Below are 13841 nucleotides of genomic sequence, written 5' to 3' on the forward strand. Positions count from 1 at the left end.
CGCGTGTCCGGGAAGGATCAGACGGCGCGGGCGTCGGCCCAGGCGCGCACTCGGAGCAACCCCGCTCGTCGCCAGCGCCACAGCGGTGCGGTCTTCGAGCCGTCGTCCCCCCGCGCCCGGGTCAGCAACCCGATCTGCCGCCGGTGGTCGATGCCGTGTTCGTCGTGCCACTCGACGAAGGCGTCGTCGAGCACGGTGTCGATGCCGGCCCGCGGCGCGGACCACGACAGCAGGAAGCCGACGTACTCGAGTCGGTCCTCGGTCAGGCGGACGGCGACGCGGGGGAGCCGGACCGACACGACCGTCCCGAGCGCGACGACGGCGGCACCGAGCACGAGGCAGAAGACCCGGGCCGAGGCACCCGGGTCGAACGCGACCGACGCCAGGACGATCCCGGTGCCGACCACGACGGGGCCGAACACCACGGCCGTGAGGACCCGGTCCAGACGAGGCTGCCGGATCGTGGTCGTCACGGAGCGTCCGCGTCGAGGGCGTCGAGGGCGTCGAGGGCGTCGAGGTCGGCCAGGGCACGCCGGGCGTCGGCGATCCGGTCGGCCTCGGGGCGCGACCACCACTCCGGGCCGCGTTCGCCGAGGCCGTGCTTCGCGAGGCCGTTGCGGTGCCGTGCGGCGGCGAGGGCGCCCTCGCCGCCGGCCTGCTTCGCCCGCTTCACCGCGTTGCGACCGCGACCGAGGTGGGAGCGGAGGGCCGCGGCGACGTCCTCCGGGAGCGCGGGGTCGGTCCGGCGCCAGCGGCGGCCGTCCACGACGAAGAAGTGGTCGTCGGGCTCGGCGGTCATGCTCCCGAGTCTGCACCGTCGGTGGTCGGCGGTAGACAGGTGTCGATGACCGAAGCGCGCACCCGTCCGATGCTCGACGTCAAGCGGATCTACGCCGAGGACGCCGCCCTCCAGCTCCCGCGGGGGCGGGAGGTGGTCGGGCGCTGGCCCGACGCCGAGATCGTGCCCGTCGCCTCGCACTGGAACATCCCCGAGGTGCACGGCGACGAGCGGAACGTGCAGCGCTGGGTGCGGATCAAGACCGAGGCGCTCGTGCTCGGCGTCAAGAAGTCCCTCGTGACCCGGCCGAACGGTCGCTCCGCGGACTTCATCGCCCCGTCGACCGCGAACGGCTGCGCGATGGCGTGCGCCTACTGCTACGTCCCGCGCCGCAAGGGCTACTCGAACCCGGTGACGGTGTTCGCGAACATCGAGCAGATCACGAAGCACGTCGCCAGGAACATCGCCAAGCAGGGCCCGAAGACCGAGCCGAACCAGTGCGACCCGGACGCCTGGGTCTACGACATCGGCGAGAACAGCGACTGCTCGGTCGACGCGATGATCAGCGACAACGTGCGCGACCTCTGCGACCTGTTCCGGATGACCCCGACGGCGAAGGCCTCGTTCGCCACGAAGTACGTCAACCGCGACTTGCTCGACTGGGACCCGCTGGGGCGCACGCGCATCCGGTTCTCCCTCATGCCGCACGAGACCGCGAAGGTGACGGACATCCGGACGAGCCCGATCGCCGAGCGCATCGCCGCGGTGAACGACTTCGTCGAGGCCGGGTACGAGGTCCACCTCAACTTCTCGCCGGTCATCCTCACCCCGACGTGGGAGGCCGACTGGGCCGAGCTGCTCCGTCAGGTCGACGACGTGCTGTCCCCGGCCGCGAAGGCGCAGCTCGCCGCCGAGGTGATCTTCCTCACCCACAACCAGCCCCTGCACGAGGTGAACCTCGGCTGGCACCCGAAGGCCGAGGACCTCCTCTGGCGTCCGGACCTGCAGGAGCAGAAGCTGTCGCAGAACGGCGCCGTCAACGTGCGCTACCGGTCGGGGATGAAGGGGCAACTCGTGGAGCGCTTCCGGGAGCTCGTCGCCGAGCACCTGCCGTCCTGCACCATCCGCTACGCGTTCTGAGCGGACGCCGACGCCGACGCTGGCGTCCACAACCGCCGGGAACGACGAACGCCCGCACCGACGAGCGGTGCGGGCGTCACGGGTGATCGACGATCACTTGCCGTCGAACGCGTCCTTGGCCTTCTCCTTGTCGAGGCGACCCTCGCCCATGACCTGGTCCTTCTGGCCCTGGTGCGTGAGCTCGGCGTCGTCGGTCTTGTGGCCGACGGCCTCCTCGACCCTGCCGGCGACCTTCTGCGTGACGTCCTTGGCCTTGTCTCCGAGCGACATGGTGCTTCCTTCCTCCGGGAACCGCCGAGGGTCCCCGGCGCCTGTGCCCTCGAGACAACCACCCGTCGGTCGACGGCTCGCGGCAGGGGTGGAGGTTTTTGTACCCCGACCGGTTCCAGCGGGGTACGACTACGGGACGAGCCGGTCTGCGCGGTAGCGGTCGAACAGCTCGGTGAAGGCCCGCTCGGTGCGGCGGAAGGCCGTGAAGCCTGCCTCGCGGCTCTTGCCCATGTCGGTCACGACCTCCATCGCGCGGCCGAGGTCGGCGTCGGTGTGCCACCAGGACGCCAGGCGCGCGATGTCGGACTCGACGAGTCCGTGCCGCTCCGCGATGCCCGCCCACGCCGACTCGTGCGGGGCCATCTGCTCCTCGAGCGGGCGCGGACGGTCCGCGTACCCGACGACCCGTGCCGGGTCGACGCCGAGGTGCGCAGCGAGCCGCGGCCACATCCACCGCCAGCGGAAGACGTCGCCGTTGACCACGTTGAACGCCTCGTCCGCCCCCTCGGGACTGGTCGCCGCCCACACCATGTGCTCGGCGAGGATGCCCGAGTCGGTCATGTCCGTCAGGCCGTTCCACTGCGCCTCGCTGCCGGGGAAGACGAAGTCGAGGTCGAGCTCCCTGGCGAGCGTGGCCTGCACCGCGATCGTCAGGCCCATGTTCATCGCGTTGCCGACCGCGTGGCCGATCACCGTGTGCGAGCGGTGGACGGACCACGTGAAGCCCTGGCGCTCGGCGGCGGCGAACAGTTCGTCCTCCTGCGCGTAGTAGAAGTTCGGGGTGTCCAGGCGCGGCTCCTCCTCGTGGAAGGGCGTGTCCGGCATCTCGCCGGCGGCGTACGCCTCGAACGGGCCGAGGTAGTGCTTCAGGCCGGTGACGAGCGCGACGTGCTCGAGTGGCGCGTGCGCGAGTGCGGCGAGCAGGTCCCGGACCATGCCGCCGTTGACCCGGATGTTCTCGGCCTCGGTGTCCTGTCGCTGCCACGCGGTGAAGAACACGTGCGTCGGGCGTTCGTCGGCCAGCGCCGCACGGAGCGAGTCCGGGTCGCGCAGGTCCGCGGGGACGGTCCGGACGCCGTCGCGGGGGAGCGGACGGCGGGAGAGCGCGGTCACGGCCCACCCGAGGTCGAGCAGGTGGTCGACGAGGGCGGAGCCGGTGATGCCGCTGGCCCCCACGACGAGGGCTTCGGGGCGGGCGGGGATCGGTTCTGTGGTGGTCGTCATCGTCGGGTGCAACGCGCGCCGACGACAGGTGTTCCCTAGCGGGGGCGGCGGATCCGGATCGGACCCTTCGCCGTGGACGGGTCGACCACGCTGCCGTGCTGCGTGATCTCGACCTCGCCCCGCGCCACCATCCGGCGGGCCGCTCGTCGTGCCGGCTCCATGAGCGGACGCCAGTCGTCCGGCGCGACGGACCGGGCGACCTCGGACGGGCAGATGCTCGCGCTCCGTGCACGGGCGGCGAGGAGCTCGTCGATCCGCTGCTCGAGCGCGCGGTCGGTGTCGTCGAGGCCGTGCTTCCGGCACGCCGCCGAGCAGTACCTCGCGTCGTGCGGGGCCGACGACGGCATCCGTCGGCCGCACGATGCGCAGGTGCGCTCCGCGTGTGCCTGCTCCGACGCCGCCGCGTCCTCGGCGGTCCTGATCGATCGTCCCATGCGCCCCATCCTGGTCCCCGGGTCCGGACCTGTGCACAGCCCGGACCCGGCTGGCAGCATCGGAGCGGTGAACCCGGACCCGAATCCCCTCCGCCCGCACGAGCCCGCCTGGGTCGAGCACGTCATGTGGTGGCACGTCTACCCGCTCGGGGCCGTCGGCGCCGACGTCCGACCGCGGACCCCGGTCGACGAGCGTGCCGTCGAGCACCGGCTCCAGCGGCTCGTGCCCTGGCTCGACCACGTGGTCGACCTCGGGCTGAACGGGCTGCTGCTCGGCCCGGTCTTCGCGAGCTCGACGCACGGGTACGACACGGTCGACCACTTCCGTGTCGACCCGCGGCTCGGCGACGACGCCGACCTCGACGCACTCGTCGGGGCAGCCCACGAACGCGGCGTGCGGGTCGTGCTCGACGGCGTGTTCAACCACGTCGGGCGCGAGCACCCCGCCTTCCGTGCGCTCGAGGAGCAGGGTCCGGACGCCCCGACCGCGGAGCTCTTCGCGGTCGAGCGGTCCGGTTGGCAGGCCGGGGACCCCGTGCCGGTCCGGGACTTCGAGGGGCACGACATCCTCGTCGCGCTCGACCACGAGGGCCGCGCCGCCGAGGACCTGGTGGTCGAGGTGATGACGTACTGGCTGGGGCGCGGCATCGACGGGTGGCGGCTCGACGCGGCCTACGCGGTACCGCCGGCGTTCTGGGCGCGAGTGCTGCCGCGCGTCCGGGAGCGCTTCCCCGACGCGTGGTTCAGCGGCGAGGTCATCCACGGCGACGCGGCGGCCGTCGTCGCGGCGTCGACGATGGACTCGACCACGCAGTACGAGCTGTGGCAGGCGGTCTGGCACGGCATCGCGGACCGGAACTGCTTCGAGCTCGCGCACGCGGTCGAACGGCACGACGCCCTGCTGGGCACGTTCGTCCCGACGACCTTCGTCGGCAACCACGACGTCACCCGCATCGCGAGCGCGGTGGGGGAGCGGTTCGCGGGGCACGCGGCGGCGGTGCTGTTCACCGTCGCTGGCACGCCCGTCGTCTACGCCGGCGACGAGTACGGCTGGACCGCGGTCAAGGAGGAGCGCGAGGGCGGCGACGACGCGGTCCGACCGGAGCTGCCGTCGACCCCGCCCGAGCCGACCGACCTGACCCACGCGGTCGAGGCGCTCGTGGCCCTGCGGCGGCGCAACCCGTGGCTGCACCGCGCCCACACCGACGTCGTCCACCTGACCAACACCGCGGTCGTCCTGCGCACCGCGACGGCCGACGCCGCGGTGGTGACCGCCCTGAACCTGGCGGACGACCCCGTCGAGGTGCCCGCGGCCGACGCGACGCGGGTCGAGGCGGGCGGTGGCGACCTGCGGGACGGCACCCTGCGCCTCCCGGCCGCCGGGTGGGCCGTCCTGACGTCCTGACGCAACGAGACTCGGGCTGGGCGACCGTCCTTGCGCCGATCGGCGCGAGATGTGTCGCCCAGCCCGAGTCTCGAGGCTGAGGGGAGAGCCCTACTTGCGCGCGGACGCCGCCCGGCGCTTGTTGAACACGTCGAACGCGACGGCGGCGAGCAGCACCAGGCCCTTGATGAGCGACTGGTACTCGGTGCCGACACCGAGGATCGACATGCCGTTGTTCAGGATGCCGATGATGAGACCACCGACGATCGCACCCGGCACCGTGCCGATGCCGCCGGTGACCGCGGCGCCACCGATGAACACGGCCGCGATGGCGTCGAGCTCGAAGCCGTTGCCGGCACCCGGGGCGGCCAGGTTGAGCTGGCCTGTGAAGACCACGCCCGCCAGGGCCGCGATGACGCCCATGTTCACGAAGAGCAGGAACGTGACGCGCTTGGTCTTGACGCCGGACAGCTGCGCGGCGAGGGCGTTGCCGCCGATCGCGTAGACGTGGCGACCGAACACCGAGCTGCGCATGACCACGGAGTAGACGACCACGAGCAGGCCGAGCACGACGAGCACGATCGGCGTGCCGTTGTAGCTGGCGAGCAGCAGCGCGACGTAGATCACGAGTGCGGCGCCGAAGGCCGTCTTCACGATGAACCAGGCGAACGGCTCGCTCTCGAGCTGGTACTTGCGGCGCGTGATGCGCCCACGGAACGCGGAGATCACCATGACGGCGGCGGCCGCGATGCCGAGGATCATCGTGAGCGGCTCGTAGCCCGTGGTGCCGAACGACGGCAGGAAGCCGGAGCCGAGCGAGCGGAAGCCCTCCGGGAACGGCGAGATCTGCTGGTTCTGCAGCACGATCTGGGTGGCACCGCGGAAGGCGAGCATGCCGGCGAGCGTCACGATGAACGCCGGGATGCCGAAGTACGCGATCCAGAAGCCCTGCCAGGCGCCGACGAGCGCACCGACGACGAGGCAGAGGAGCGCCGCCACGGGCCACGGGATGCCCCACTGAGTGATCATCACGCCGGCCATCGCGCCGCTGAAGGCGACGACCGACCCGACCGACAGGTCGATGTGGCCGGCGATGATCACCATCACCATGCCGATCGCCAGGATCAGGATGTAGCTGTTCTGGACGATGATGTTCGAGACGTTGATCGGGGCCAGCGTGATGCCGCTCGTCGCCACCTGGAAGAAGATGACGATGACGATCAGCGCGATGAACAGGCCGATCTGTCGGAGCTGCCCGGTGAGGTAGCCGGCGGCGGACTTAAGCGCGTTCATTGACTGGGGTCTCCCGTTCCTGGGTCATGTACTGCATGAGGACCTCGGGTGTGGCCTCGGAGCGGGGCACGTCAGCGGTGATCGTGCCCTCGGAGAGTGTGTAGATGCGGTCGCAGATGCCGAGCAGCTCGGGCAGCTCGGACGAGATCACGATGACGCCCTTGCCCTGGTCGGCGAGCTCGTTGATGAGCGTGTAGATCTCGTACTTCGCGCCGACGTCGATGCCGCGGGTCGGTTCGTCGAGGATGAGCACGTCGGGGTCGGCGTACATCCACTTCGACAGGACGACCTTCTGCTGGTTGCCGCCGGAGAGCTTGCCCGTCACGGCGTCGACGTTCGGCGCCTTGATGTTCATGCTCTTCAGGAAGCCGCCGGCGACCGTGGTCTCCTTCGACGCGTTCACGAAGCCCCAGTCAGCGAGCTTGCCGAGCGCCGAGCCGGAGATGTTCCGCTTGATGTCGTCGATGAGGTTCAGGCCGTACCGCTTGCGGTCCTCGGTGGCGTAGGCGATGCCGTTGTCGATCGCCCGCGTCACGGTGTTCGTCTTGATCGGCACGCCGCGCTTGTAGACGGTGCCGGAGATGCCGGTGCCGTACGAGTGCCCGAAGACGCTCATCGCGAGTTCCGTGCGGCCCGCGCCCATCAGGCCGGCGATGCCGACGACCTCGCCGGCGCGGACGTCGAGGTTCACCTGGTGGATGATCTCGCGGGAGCCGTCGAGCGGGTGGTGGACGGTCCAGTCCTCGATGCGCAGGAGCTCCTCGCCGATCTTCGGCTCGCGCTCCGGGTAGCGGCTGGACAGGTCGCGACCGACCATGCCCCGGATGATCCGGTCCTCGGAGACGTCGTCGCCGTGCATGTCGAGCGTCTCGATCGTCTTGCCGTCGCGGATGATCGTGACCTTGTCGGCGATCGCCTTGATCTCGTTGAGCTTGTGGCTGATGATGATCGCCGTCATGCCCTCGGCCTGCAGCGAGCGGATGAGCTCGAGCAGGTGCTCCGAGTCGTCGTCGTTCAGCGCGGCGGTCGGCTCGTCGAGGATGAGGAGCCGGACCTCCTTCGAGAGCGCCTTCGCGATCTCGACGAGCTGCTGCTTGCCCACACCGATGTCGGTGATCTTGGTGACCGGGTTGTCCTTGAGCCCGACGCGCTTGAGCAGCGCCGCGGCCTCCAGGTTCGTCTTGTTCCAGTCGATGAGCCCGCCCTTGACGCGCTCGTTGCCGAGGAAGATGTTCTCGGCGATCGACAGGAAGGGGCTGAGTGCGAGCTCCTGGTGGATGATCACCACGCCCGCCTTCTCGGAGTCGTTGATGTCACCGAACTGCACCGGCTTGCCGTCGAGCAGGATCTCGCCGTCGAAGGAGCCGTGCGGGTAGACGCCCGACAGCACCTTCATCAGGGTCGACTTGCCCGCGCCGTTCTCGCCGCAGATCGCGTGGACCTGGCCGCGCTCGACCTCGATCGAGACGCCCTGCAGCGCCTTCACACCGGGGAAGGTCTTCGTGATGTCCCGCATCTCGAGGATGGTGTCCGCCATGTGGACCGCCTTTCCGTCGTCCGCGCGTGCGCGCGGGTGGAGACGGACCGGAGGCGCGGTGCGGGGCCGCACCGCGCCTCCAGTCCTGTGGATGGTTGCGACTACTTGAGGTCGGCCTCGGTGTAGTAGCCCGAGTCGACGAGGACTTCCTTGTAGTTGTCCTTCGTGACGACGGTCGGCTGGAACAGGTAGGTCGGGACGACCTTGACCTTGTTGTCGTAGCTCTTGTCGTCGTTCGTCTCGGGGGTCTTGCCGGTGAGCAGGTCCTCGGCCATCGTCACGGACTGCTTCGCGAGCTTGCGCGTGTCCTTGTAGATGGTGGAGTACTGCTGGCCCGCGATGATCGACTTGACCGAGGCGGCCTCGGCGTCCTGGCCGGTCACGATCGGCAGCGGACGGTCACCCGAGCCGTAGCCGGCGCCCTGCAGGGCCGAGATGATGCCGATCGACATGCCGTCGTAGGGCGAGAGCACGCCGTCGAGCTTCGTGCCGCCGGAGTAGGTCGACGCGACGAGGTTCTGCATGCGGGCCTTGGCGGTCGCCGGGTCCCACTGCTGCGTGGCGGCCTGCGAGAGCTGGTCCTGGCCGGAGCCGATTTTCAGCGTGCCGTCCTCGAGGTACGGCTTGAGGGTGTCCATCGCGCCGTTGAAGAAGAAGCCCGCGTTGTTGTCGTCGAGCGAGCCGGCGAAGACCTCGATGTTGAAGGGGCCCTTCTTGCCGGTCTTCTTGCCGTCCGCGTCGACCACACCGAGGCCGGTGAGCAGCGAGGTGGCCTGGTCGACGCCGACCTTGTAGTTGTCGAACGACACGTAGTAGTCGACGTTCTTGTTGCCGGTGAGCAGGCGGTCGTACGAGATGACCTTGATGCCGGCCTTCGCCGCCTGGTCGAGCTGGTCGGAGAGCGCGCCACCGTCGATCGACGCGATGATGAGCACCTTCGCGCCCTTGGTGATCATGTTGCTGACCTGCTGGGCCTGCTGCTGGACCTTGTTGTCGCCGTACTCGAGGTCGACCTTGTAGCCGGCCTTCTCGAGGTCGCTCTTGACGGCGTCGCCGTCCTTGATCCACCGCTCGGAGACCTTGGTCGGCATGGCGACGCCGACCAGGGCGCCCTTGTTGTCGCCGCCGCCGTCACCGCTGCCGGTGGCGCCGCGTCCGCCTGCGGAGCAGCCGGCCAGTGCGATGGCGATGCCGAAGGCTGCGACGCCCGCGACGATCCTGCGCTTCATCATCGAAGTACCTCTGTTCCTGCGCGTCGACATCGACGCACTCGGGTGCCGGGGCTGCTGTGCCCCGTGGGATGTGCTCGTGTGAGCGCTCACATACTGAGGGTTCCGTGGCGGGGTGTCAACTCGTCGTGACCGATCCGAGATGTTGCCGCGCGGGGCGGACCGGGCGCTACGCTCGGCCAGGTGACGACCACGACCGCGCTCGGGGGCACCGGCGGCAGACGCCGCAAGGCCCCGACGATCTTCGACGTCGCCGAGCGCGCGGGCGTCTCCCACCAGACCGTCTCCCGGGTGATCAACGGGGACCCGACCGTGCGCGAGGCCTACCGGTCGCAGGTGACGGATGCCGTCGCGGCGCTCGGCTACCGCCCGCGGGCCGCGGCCCGGGCACTCGCCGGCGGACGCAGCCGGGCGCTCGGCATCATCACCGCCGGCGACGCGCTGTACGGGCCCTCGAGCACGGCGATCGGCTTCGAGCGGGCCGCCCGGTCGGCGGGCTACCACGTCCTGCTCTCCACGCTGCCGGACGAGCCGCGCCCGATCGACCTGTCCGGGGCGCTCACCACGCTGCTGGCGCAGGACGTCGCCGCGATCGTGCTCGTCGCCGCCGACAACCGCGTGCTCGACGCCCTCGCGTCCCTGACCATCCCGGTCTCGGTGCCGGTCGTCGTCGCCAACGCCGTGCAGCGGGATGCCCTGACCCCCGCGGCGCCGAGCGTGGCCGCCGTCGCGATCGACCAGGCCGCCGGCACGACGCTCGTGATGGACCACCTGTTCGCCCGCGGGCACCGGCGCATCGTGCACATCGCCGGGCCGGCGGTGTCGCAGGAGTCCGAGGTGCGCCGCGCCACCTTCGAGCGGATCATGCGCGAGGCGGGCCTCGAGCCGGTCGTCCTCGACGGCGACTGGACCCCGGCGAGCGGCTTCGCGGCGGCGCGGACGATCGACGTGCACGCCGTCGACGCGGTGTTCGCGGGGAACGACCAGATGGCGCTCGGGGTCCTGCACGCCTTCGCGGACGAGGGGCTCCGCGTGCCGGACGACATCGCCGTCGTGGGCTTCGACGACATCCCGGAGGCCGCGCACTTCACCCCGCCGCTCACCACGGTGCGGCAGGACTTCGTGGCGATGGGGGAGCGGGTGCTCACGGCGGTGCGTGCGGTCGTCGAGGGTGCGCCGATGGACCAGGCGCTGCTGCGACCGGAGCTGGTGGTGCGCCGGAGCGCGTGACCCGGAGCGCATGATCCGGCGCGCGGTGGGCCGCGGTCGTGCAGCCGGCTCAGTGCCGGAGCGGGAGCCAGACGCGCATCGGTGCTGCGCCGCGGTTCGCCCAGGCGTAGTACGGCACGGCGGTCGCGGTGACGGGTGACCCGGCCTGGAGGCCCGTGGTCGCGTCGCCGGGGCCGGCCGCGTCGACGACGCTGGTCGCGTCCCCGGCGCGATCCGCGCCTCCCGGCTCGTCCAGCCGCCGGTACGGCCACGCTGCCTGCTCGTGCTGCGCCGGGGCGGACCCGGACACGCGCAGCGTGACGACGCCGTCGAGCAGGTCGTCGCGGCGCTCCTCGGTGATCGGCGCGGTGGCGTCGACCGTCAGGTCGTCGACCGTGAAGCCCTGCTGGTCCGCCTGCTCGACGGCGTAGACGAGCGGGCCGCGCTCGATCGCGAGCTGTCCGCGGGCGGCGTCGATGCGGGGATCGGCGACGTACCGGTGCGGGCTCGTGTCGAAGCGGAGCTCGACGGTGTCGCCCGCGGTCCACTCGCGCTCGACGACGTGGAGCGTGCCGGGGGCCGGGACGGCCTCGCCGCCCGCGCCCGTGACCGTCGTGGTGTCCGACCACGCGGGGATGCGCAGGCCGAGGGCCAGGGGGCCGCCCTCGGTGACCGTGACGACCACGCGGCCGTCGTGCGGGTAGCCGGTCTCGACGCGCACCGGTCCGAGGTCCGCGGTGGCGTACTGGTGGACCTGCAGGCCGCCGTCGGTCGACGTCGCGAGGTAGCCGTCCAGGCTCGCGAACGTCCGCATGATGTTCGGCGGGCAGCACGCGCAGTCGAACCAGCCGCGGCGGCCGTGCGCGGGGGAGCGGTTCTCGTCCCGGTGGGCCGCGTCGCGGTGCTGCAGCGGGTTCACGTAGAAGTACTCGGTGCCGGCGAGGCTCACGCCCGGCAGGAACGCATTGTACAGCAGGCGCTCGATCGCGTCGGCGTACACGGGCTTCCCGGTCGCGAGGAGCAGGCGCCACGCCCACTGGATCCCGCCGATCGCGGCGCAGGTCTCCGCGTAGCCGCGGTCCGTCGGGAGCTCGTACGGGTCGCCGAACGCCTCCCAGTCCCAGCGCGCGCCGAGCCCACCGGTGATGAACGCCTTCGTCGCCTGCATGTCGGCGAACTGCCGCTCGCTCGCAGCGAGGAGTTCGGTGTCGCCGGTCTCGATCGCGACGTCCACCGCTCCGGCTGCCAGGTACACCGCGCGCACGGCGTGCCCCTCGACGGTGGTCGCCTCGCGCGCCGGCACCCGGTCGGAGAAGTACGTCGGCTCGCCGCCGGCGCGCTCGATGATGCCGTGCCCGCGGGCGTCGACGAACCAGTGGGCGAGGTCGAGGTAGGCGCGGGTGCCCGTCTCGCGGTACAGCTCGACGAGGCCCGTCTCGACGACGGGGTGGCCGTCGATGTCGTGCAGCTTCGGCGTGCCGTCCGGTGCGGTGCCGTCGCCGAACGTGCGGACCAGGTGGTCGGCGTTCCTGATCGCGATCTCGAGCAGCCCGGTGTCGCCCGTGGCCCGGTGCTGGGCGACGGCCGCCTGGTACAGGTGCCCGGCGCAGTACAGCTCGTGGCTCCACTCGAGGTCCGTGTACCGCTCGCCCGCGCCGCGGACCTGCTGCACCGAGTCCAGGTAGCCGTCCTCGGCCTGTGCTCGGCCGTACAGGGCGGTGACCTCGCGCTGCAGCTCGAGCAGGTCGTCGGCCGGGGCGCGGCCGTACTCCCACGCCACCGCCTCGAGCCACTTCGTGACGTCCGAGTCCATGAAGATCGGGCCGACCGCCTCGCCCTGCTCGTCGCCGGCGGCGATGCGGAGGTTGCGGAAGTTGCCCGCGGCCTCGAGCTGCCGGTACCCGCTGCGGATCGCGTCCCGCCCGTTGCGCTCCTGACGGAGTGCCCAGAAGCCGCCGGTGATGCGGGCCTGCCCGGCGGGCAGCGGGCGGAGTGCGAGGTGTGCGTCCTCGGTCGGGAGGGCCGGGGTCGCGGTGTGCGCACCACTGGCGGTCGCGGTCGTGGTGGTCATGGCGCCTCCTTGCGTCCGGCGAGCGGCGATCCGAGCGGAAAGCGCTTTCCGGAGCTGACGCTACGGCAGGCCGCGCGGCTGCACAAGACTCGCCGGTCGTATGCTCGGACCGCGACCACCGACCGGAAAGGACGTTGCCGTGCCCCAGGACCGCAGTGGCCGCCCCGCCCGCATCACCGACGTCGCCGCGCTCGCCGGGGTGTCGATCGGGACCGCCTCGAAGGCCCTGAACGACACGGGGCAGCTGCGCGACGAGACCCGAGCGCGGGTGAAGGACGCCGCCGAGAAGCTCGGGTTCGTCGGCGACGCCCGGGCTCGTGCGCTGTCGTCCGGTCGCACGTACACCGTGGGCATGGTCACGACGGACTCGTTCGGACGGTTCACGATGCCGGTGCTGCTCGGGGCCGAGGACGCCCTGTCCGCCGGCGAGGTCATGGTCCTGCTCGCCGACACCCGCGACGACCACGTCCGCGAGGCCCACTACCTCCGCTCGCTCGTCGCCCGCGGGGTCGACGGCATCATCGTCACCGGCCGTTCCGCCGACGCCCGCCCGCCGATCGACGTCCCCGTCCCCGTGCCGGTCGTCTACGCGCTGACCCCGTCCACCTCGGCGTCGGACGTGTCGGTCACCCTCGACGACGCCGGGGGCGCGGCCGACGCTGCGGCGCACGTGCTGGCACTCGGGCGGCGGCGGGTGGCCGTGGTCTCCGGCCCGGCCGACGCCCGTTCCGCCGTCAGCCGTGCGACCGGAGCCCGGTCGGTGCTCGGGGACCGCATGGTGGGGGAGCCGATGCACGGCGAGTGGTCGGAGCGGTGGGGGCGGCAGGCCGTGGACCTGCTCGACCGTGCTCCGGCAGACGTGGACGCGGTGGTGTGCGGCAACGACCAGATCGCCCGCGGGGTGTGCGACCGGCTGCGCGAGACCGGGCGGAGCGTCCCCGGTGACGTCGCGGTGACCGGCTACGACGACTGGGACGTGGTGGCGCTGGCGAGTCGTCCGCCGCTGACGACCGTCGACATGCGGTTGGACGAACTCGGGCGGATCGCCGGGCGGTCGCTGCTCGAGCTCGTCGCCGGTGGCCGGCCCGCGTCGGTGTCGGTGACGCCGTCCCTGGTGGTGCGCGAGAGCACGGTCGGCGCGTAGGGCCGCGGGCGGCGCGCTCGTCGTCGTGCTCGTTCTCGCCGTCGTCCTCGTTCCCCGGGTTCCGCAATTACGGCATCTCGGCGGCGCGCGCCCTGCTCCTCGGGACCCCGACCGCACACGAGCGGCGA

At 71.5% G+C, this 13841-nt stretch carries 13 protein-coding genes; 4 read left to right on the forward strand and 9 right to left on the reverse strand.

Annotated features, from left to right (window positions below; genetic code table 11):
• Nucleotides 1-17: 17 nt before the first annotated feature.
• Nucleotides 18-473: a hypothetical protein gene (locus tag Cus16_RS13140; protein WP_069713105.1), complete on the reverse strand. Its 456-nt coding sequence runs from the start codon at nucleotides 471-473 to the stop codon at nucleotides 18-20.
• A complete protein-coding gene (locus tag Cus16_RS13145) occupies nucleotides 470-799 on the reverse strand; it encodes a biopolymer transporter Tol (RefSeq protein ID WP_069713106.1) in 330 nt (109 codons plus the stop codon). The genes Cus16_RS13140 and Cus16_RS13145 overlap by 4 nt, the downstream gene beginning before the upstream one ends.
• A 45-nt stretch (nucleotides 800-844) precedes the next feature.
• On the opposite strand from Cus16_RS13145, the gene Cus16_RS13150 reads away from it, so the two are divergent.
• Nucleotides 845-1918 carry a spore photoproduct lyase family protein gene (locus tag Cus16_RS13150; protein WP_083263972.1) on the forward strand — a complete coding sequence of 358 codons (1074 nt, stop codon included), beginning with the start codon at nucleotides 845-847 and terminating at the stop codon, nucleotides 1916-1918.
• 93 nt (nucleotides 1919-2011) lie between these two features.
• On the opposite strand, the gene Cus16_RS16440 is transcribed toward Cus16_RS13150, so the two are convergent.
• From Cus16_RS16440 to Cus16_RS13160, 3 genes are all read right to left on the reverse strand, one after another.
• Nucleotides 2012-2188 carry a CsbD family protein gene (locus Cus16_RS16440; protein WP_141718987.1) on the reverse strand — a complete coding sequence of 59 codons (177 nt, stop codon included), beginning with the start codon at nucleotides 2186-2188 and terminating at the stop codon, nucleotides 2012-2014.
• 129 nt (nucleotides 2189-2317) lie between these two features.
• The gene (locus Cus16_RS13155; RefSeq protein WP_069713107.1) at nucleotides 2318-3412 is read right to left on the reverse strand and encodes an SDR family oxidoreductase; all 1095 of its coding nucleotides are present in this window, start codon (nucleotides 3410-3412) and stop codon (nucleotides 2318-2320) included.
• A 35-nt stretch (nucleotides 3413-3447) separates the two neighbouring features.
• Complete coding sequence (locus Cus16_RS13160; protein WP_069713108.1) at nucleotides 3448-3846, reverse strand: DUF3253 domain-containing protein; 399 nt, start codon at nucleotides 3844-3846, stop codon at nucleotides 3448-3450.
• 67 nt (nucleotides 3847-3913) lie between these two features.
• Between Cus16_RS13160 and Cus16_RS13165 the strand changes: the two genes are divergently transcribed.
• Nucleotides 3914-5251 carry an alpha-amylase family glycosyl hydrolase gene (locus Cus16_RS13165; RefSeq protein ID WP_141718988.1) on the forward strand — a complete coding sequence of 446 codons (1338 nt, stop codon included), beginning with the start codon at nucleotides 3914-3916 and terminating at the stop codon, nucleotides 5249-5251.
• Nucleotides 5252-5341: 90 nt separating this feature from the next.
• Here the strand turns inward: Cus16_RS13165 and mmsB are convergent, their stop codons facing one another.
• The 3 genes from mmsB to chvE all read right to left on the reverse strand — a co-directional run bounded on the left by mmsB (nucleotide 5342) and on the right by chvE (nucleotide 9292).
• The gene (mmsB, locus tag Cus16_RS13170) at nucleotides 5342-6523 is read right to left on the reverse strand and encodes a multiple monosaccharide ABC transporter permease (protein WP_069713109.1); all 1182 of its coding nucleotides are present in this window, start codon (nucleotides 6521-6523) and stop codon (nucleotides 5342-5344) included.
• Nucleotides 6510-8060 (reverse strand): multiple monosaccharide ABC transporter ATP-binding protein, encoded by a 1551-nt coding sequence (mmsA, locus tag Cus16_RS13175; protein WP_069713110.1) that lies wholly within the window; start codon nucleotides 8058-8060, stop codon nucleotides 6510-6512. Before mmsA ends, mmsB begins: the two co-directional genes overlap by 14 nt.
• 101 nt (nucleotides 8061-8161) lie before the next feature.
• On the reverse strand, nucleotides 8162-9292 hold the full coding sequence (gene chvE / locus Cus16_RS13180; RefSeq protein ID WP_069713111.1) for a multiple monosaccharide ABC transporter substrate-binding protein: 1131 nt from the start codon (nucleotides 9290-9292) through the stop codon (nucleotides 8162-8164).
• A 180-nt stretch (nucleotides 9293-9472) separates the two neighbouring features.
• On the opposite strand from chvE, the gene Cus16_RS13185 reads away from it, so the two are divergent.
• Entirely contained in the window at nucleotides 9473-10519 is a 1047-nt protein-coding gene (locus Cus16_RS13185) for a substrate-binding domain-containing protein (protein WP_069713112.1), read from the forward strand.
• Nucleotides 10520-10568: 49 nt separating this feature from the next.
• Here Cus16_RS13185 and Cus16_RS13190 read toward each other — a convergent pair whose 3' ends face one another.
• Nucleotides 10569-12569, reverse strand: coding sequence for a glycoside hydrolase family 127 protein (locus Cus16_RS13190; RefSeq protein ID WP_069713113.1), 2001 nt, complete (start codon nucleotides 12567-12569; stop codon nucleotides 10569-10571).
• A 139-nt stretch (nucleotides 12570-12708) separates the two neighbouring features.
• On the opposite strand from Cus16_RS13190, the gene Cus16_RS13195 reads away from it, so the two are divergent.
• Nucleotides 12709-13713 carry a LacI family DNA-binding transcriptional regulator gene (locus tag Cus16_RS13195; RefSeq protein WP_141718989.1) on the forward strand — a complete coding sequence of 335 codons (1005 nt, stop codon included), beginning with the start codon at nucleotides 12709-12711 and terminating at the stop codon, nucleotides 13711-13713.
• Nucleotides 13714-13841 lie beyond the last annotated feature (128 nt).

This window comes from Curtobacterium sp. ER1/6, assembly GCF_001742745.1.
Lineage (GTDB): Bacteria > Actinomycetota > Actinomycetes > Actinomycetales > Microbacteriaceae > Curtobacterium > Curtobacterium citri.

What these genes read in the sequence shown, in the direction of transcription:
- Cus16_RS13145 (WP_069713106.1), bottom strand. Translation starts at nt 799, where the DNA reads ATGACCGCCGAGCCCGACGACCACTTCTTCGTCGTGGACGGCCGCCGC.
- Cus16_RS13150 (WP_083263972.1), top strand. Translation starts at nt 845, where the DNA reads ATGACCGAAGCGCGCACCCGTCCGATGCTCGACGTCAAGCGGATCTAC.
- Cus16_RS16440 (WP_141718987.1), bottom strand. Translation starts at nt 2,188, where the DNA reads ATGTCGCTCGGAGACAAGGCCAAGGACGTCACGCAGAAGGTCGCCGGC.
- Cus16_RS13155 (WP_069713107.1), bottom strand. Translation starts at nt 3,412, where the DNA reads ATGACGACCACCACAGAACCGATCCCCGCCCGCCCCGAAGCCCTCGTC.
- Cus16_RS13160 (WP_069713108.1), bottom strand. Translation starts at nt 3,846, where the DNA reads ATGGGACGATCGATCAGGACCGCCGAGGACGCGGCGGCGTCGGAGCAG.
- mmsB (WP_069713109.1), bottom strand. Translation starts at nt 6,523, where the DNA reads ATGAACGCGCTTAAGTCCGCCGCCGGCTACCTCACCGGGCAGCTCCGA.
- mmsA (WP_069713110.1), bottom strand. Translation starts at nt 8,060, where the DNA reads ATGGCGGACACCATCCTCGAGATGCGGGACATCACGAAGACCTTCCCC.
- chvE (WP_069713111.1), bottom strand. Translation starts at nt 9,292, where the DNA reads ATGATGAAGCGCAGGATCGTCGCGGGCGTCGCAGCCTTCGGCATCGCC.
- Cus16_RS13190 (WP_069713113.1), bottom strand. Translation starts at nt 12,569, where the DNA reads ATGACCACCACGACCGCGACCGCCAGTGGTGCGCACACCGCGACCCCG.